Annotated in this window: 5 protein-coding genes; all 5 read right to left on the reverse strand. The window is 61.8% G+C overall.

All coding sequences use genetic code 11. The annotated features are described in order from the left end of the window. Window positions 1–18: 18 nt before the first annotated feature. The 5 genes from ACE04F_RS12060 to ACE04F_RS12080 are packed head-to-tail and all read right to left on the reverse strand — an operon-like array spanning window position 19 to window position 4,128. Window positions 19–672: an HAD family hydrolase gene (locus ACE04F_RS12060; RefSeq protein ID WP_486106940.1), complete on the reverse strand. Its 654-nt coding sequence runs from the start codon at window positions 670–672 to the stop codon at window positions 19–21. A 34-nt stretch (window positions 673–706) separates the two neighbouring features. Further along, a complete protein-coding gene (locus ACE04F_RS12065) occupies window positions 707–1,696 on the reverse strand; it encodes an ABC transporter ATP-binding protein (RefSeq protein WP_434601528.1) in 990 nt (329 codons plus the stop codon). After that, window positions 1,693–2,493 carry an ABC transporter permease gene (locus ACE04F_RS12070; RefSeq protein WP_486106942.1) on the reverse strand — a complete coding sequence of 267 codons (801 nt, stop codon included), beginning with the start codon at window positions 2,491–2,493 and terminating at the stop codon, window positions 1,693–1,695. Before ACE04F_RS12070 ends, ACE04F_RS12065 begins: the two co-directional genes overlap by 4 nt. After that, window positions 2,480–3,316: an ABC transporter permease gene (locus ACE04F_RS12075; protein ID WP_486106944.1), complete on the reverse strand. Its 837-nt coding sequence runs from the start codon at window positions 3,314–3,316 to the stop codon at window positions 2,480–2,482. Before ACE04F_RS12075 ends, ACE04F_RS12070 begins: the two co-directional genes overlap by 14 nt. A 5-nt stretch (window positions 3,317–3,321) precedes the next feature. Next, window positions 3,322–4,128, reverse strand: coding sequence for an alkaline phosphatase family protein (locus ACE04F_RS12080; protein ID WP_486106946.1), 807 nt, complete (start codon window positions 4,126–4,128; stop codon window positions 3,322–3,324). Between the last annotated feature and the right edge of the window lie 124 nt (window positions 4,129–4,252).

Below are 4,252 nucleotides of genomic sequence, written 5' to 3' on the forward strand. Positions count from 1 at the left end.
CACAAGGGGAAAGGGGGGCTACTTCCAGATATGAATCGGCCAGCCGGCCGATTCGGCATGGGCCTTCAGGACCGGGTCCGGGTTGACGACGTGGGGGTGATCGACCTTGAGCAGCAACGGCAGGTCATTGCGCGAGTCGGAATAGAAACTCGCGCCTTCCAGGTTTTCCTCCTCGGCGTCCAGCCAATCCAGCAGCCGGGCGATCTTGCCTTCGCGATAGGTCAGGGTGCCCACCGTCTGGCCGCTGTACACGCCATGGGCGACTTCCAGCTCGATCGCGAGGATCTCATCGATACCCAGGCGCTCGGCGATTGGCTTGACCAGGTGTGTGCCCGAAGCCGAGATCACCAGGATCCGGTCACCGGCCTTGCGGTGTTCGGCGATGGCCTTGGTGGCGTCGCTGAAGATGATCGGTTCGATGAAATCCTCCACCCACGGCGCCACCAGGTGTTCGATTTCTTCCGGCGTGCGGCCGATCATCGGTTCCAGGCTGAAGTCCATGTACTCTTCCATGCGCAGCTTGCCGTGGCTGTAGGCGTCCATCAGCTCGTTGTTGCGGCGCATGAACGACTCGGGATCGACCCAGCCCAGGCGCCCCATCTGCTCGCTCCAGAGGGTGGCGCAGTCGCCGTGGATCAGGGTTTCGTCCAGATCAAAAATTGCCAGAGCCATCAACGCGCTTCCCTTTTTAATATCAACAAGACCATCAGGCTACCTCACACAGCGCCGATGGATCGATGGAAAGCGCCAGCCGTGCACCATCGGGATGCAAATCGGCGGCCGAGCGATTGAGCACATCCACCACCAGTTCCACGCCACGCGCCTCGACCCGGTAGCGGATGACGTTGCCCAGCAGGCTGTGGCTGCGGATCAGTGCGTCGGGCTCGCCGTTGCGACTCAGCTCGATGGCTTCCGGGCGAATGGCGATGCGACCGTTCACCGGGCGTTGCAGCAGCTTGCTCGCGGCGTCGGCGTCGAGCAGGTTGTAGTTGCCGATGAAGCCGGCGGCAAAGACATCGACGGGGGCAGTGTAAAGGGTCTCGGCATCGCCGCTCTGGACGATCTTTCCCTGGTTCATCAGGAAAATCCGGTCAGACATGGTCAGGGCTTCTTCCTGATCGTGGGTGACAAAGATGGTGGTCAGGCCCAGTTCCCGCTGGATCTGCCGGATCTGTTCGCGCAAGTGTTTGCGAATCCGCGCGTCCAGCGCCGACAGCGGCTCGTCCAGCAGCAACAGGCGCGGCCGGGTGACCAGGGAGCGGGCCAGGGCCACGCGCTGGCATTGGCCGCCGGACAGTTGATGGGGGTAGCGGGCGGCAAAGTCATGCAGCTCCACCAGGCGCAGAATCTCCAGTACACGCTGGCGACTGTCCGAAGCGTCGACCTTCTGCATGCGCAGGCCGAAGGCGACGTTCTGCTCCACGGTCATGTTGGGGAACAACGCATAACTCTGGAAGACCATGCCGATCCCGCGCTTCTGTGGACTCAGCGGCACGATGTCCTGGCCGTCCAGCAGAATCTGGCCCGCATCCACCGCTGTCAGGCCGGCAATGCAGCGCAGCAGCGTGGACTTGCCGCACCCGGAAGGGCCGAGCAGGGTGACGAACTCGCCCTTGTGGATTTCGCAGTTGATGTCGCTGAACACCGGCGTGCCGGCGTAGCCTTTCTGCAAATGTTGGACGCTGACGTAGCTCATTGGCTTTTGTCCTTGTTCAAGATGTTGGCCGCCCAGGTCAGGACCAGTACGAAGAAGAAGTAGGAAATCACCAGCGCGCTGGTGAAATGGCCGCTGCTGTTGCGCATGTTGTTCAGGTACACCTGCAGGGTTTCATAGCGGGTGCCGACGAGGATATTGGCAAACACGAACTCGCCGAACAGGAACGAGAAGGACAGCAGCAGCGCCACCATCAAGCCCTTGCGCAGGTTCGGCAGCACCACCAGCAACGCGGCCTGGAAAGTGCTGGCGCCGAGCAGTTGGGCGGCGTCCATCAGGTCGCGCAGGTTGATCGCTTGCAGGTTGTTGGTGATCGCCCGGTACATGAACGGCAAGGCGACGGTGAAGTAACAGCCAATCAGGATCCACGGCGTGCCGACCATCGCCAGCGGCCCGGAGCCATAGAGCTGCAACAACCCCACCGAAGACACCACCGGCGGCACCGCGAAGGGCAGCAGGATGAGAACGTTCATCAGCGCGTCGAGTTTCGGAAAGTGGTAGTGCACCACGAACAGCAGCGGCAGGATCAGCACCACCGACAGCACCAGCGCGCCGACGCAGACAATCAGCGATTGGCCAAAGGCATGCAGAAAACGTGGGTCGCTCCACAACTGCAGGTACCACTTGAAGGTGAAGCCGCTGGGCAGCACGGTGGCCGACCAACTGCTGGCGATGGAGTAGATGAGCGTGCCGGCCAGCGGCAGCAGCAGGATGGCGAACAGCAGGTACACCACCGCTCGATGATAGAACCCGGCCGGGCCCGATTCAGCGCGAGACATGGTAGCTCCTCTTGAGCAGCAACTGATGGACGACGGTCACCAGGGTCATCAACGCCACCAGCACCACGGCCAGGGCGCTGGCCATGTTCGGGTCGAGGGAAATGTCGCCGGAGACCATTGCCGCGATGCGAATTGGCAGGACGTTGAAATTGCCGGTGGTCAGCGCATAGACCGTGGCATAGGCGCCGAGGGCGTTGGCCAGCAGGATCACGAACGTGCCGAGCAGCGCCGGGGTCAGCACCGGCAAGCCGATGTGCCGCCAGAACTGCCAGCCGCTGGCGCCCAACAGGGACGCCGACTCACGCCAGTCTTCGCGCAGCGCGTCGAAGGCCGGATAAAGCAGCAGCACGCCCAGGGGAATCTGGAAATAGGTGTAGAGAATGATCAGCCCGGTTTTCGAATACAGGTTGAAATCCTCGATGATCCCCGCCTGCTTGAGCATGATCGTGATGCTGCCGTTGAACCCCAGCAGGATGATGAACGCGAAGGCCAGGGGCACACCGGCGAAGTTGCTGGTCATGTTGGCGAAGGCGTTGACGAAGTTGCGCAGCCGCGAATCGACGCGGCGCAGGGAGTAGCTGCCGAGCACGGCGATGAGGATGCCGAACACGCTGGACCAGAAGCTGATTTCCAGGCTGTGCTGGATCGCCTGTCGGTAGAATTTCGAGCTGAAGATCTTGCTGAAGTTGGCCAGGCCCCAGCCGAACTCTTCCGATTCCAGGCTGTTGACCAGCACCCAGAGCAGCGGGGCGATCTGGAACACAATGAAAAAAATTGCGAAGGGCACCAGGCACAACACTGCCAGCCATCTGCCGCGCGTCATGGCATTCACTTGAGCAACTCCTGGCAATAGGGTTTGTCATGGGCGACCCCGAGCAGCTGGCAAATGGTGCCGCACAGCTCGGTTTGCCGAGGGGCCGCGTTGGCGTCAAGGCTGAAGCCATCGCCGAGGACAAACAGCGGCACTTCCCGTTCTTCCGGTAGCAGGCCGTTGTGGGAGCGGTCGTTGTTCATGCCATGGTCGGAAGTCACCAGCACCTGGTAACCGGCGTCGAGCCAGGCTTGCAGGTAAACCGCCAGGTTGATGTCCGCCGAGCGGGCGCTGTTGCGGTACTGCGAGGTGTCGAGGCCGTGCTTGTGGCCGGCATCGTCGATGTTCATCGGGTGCACCAGCAGGAAATTCGGCAGGTAGCGCTGGCGCAGGTGTTCGGCGTCGGCGAACAGGTGGGAATCGGGGTAATGGTCGTTCCAGTAGAAATGCCCATATTGAATCGGCAGGTCGGGATTTTCGGTATGGCGATCACGACCGGCGACGAAGGGTGACACGTTGTACAGCTCGCTGACCCAGTGATAGGCCGCAGCCGCGGTACTCAGGCCGGCGTCGGTGGCGTAATGGAAAATGCTGCGCTGGTTCGACAGGCGCGAGACATTGTTGTGCACGATCCCGCTGTCGATGGGCACGACGCCGGTGAGGATGCATTCATAGAGTGGGCGGGACAGGGCGGGCAGTTCACATTCCAGTGTGTAGAGCGCCGCGCGTCCTGCGCCGACATACGCCTGCAAATGTCCCATGGCATGCCGGGCGACTTCATAGTTGAGGCCGTCGAGCACCACCAGGATGACGTTGTGCTTCATGGGGACCGGAACTCCGGGCAGATACCAGATAACTCGAATTTTCCGCAGGTCCGATGTGGGAACAGGCCCCTGTGGGAGCGAGCCTGCTCGCGAAGGCGGCGGGTCAATTGGCACAGGTGTTGGC

Source organism: Pseudomonas sp. AGC41 (assembly GCF_057334555.1).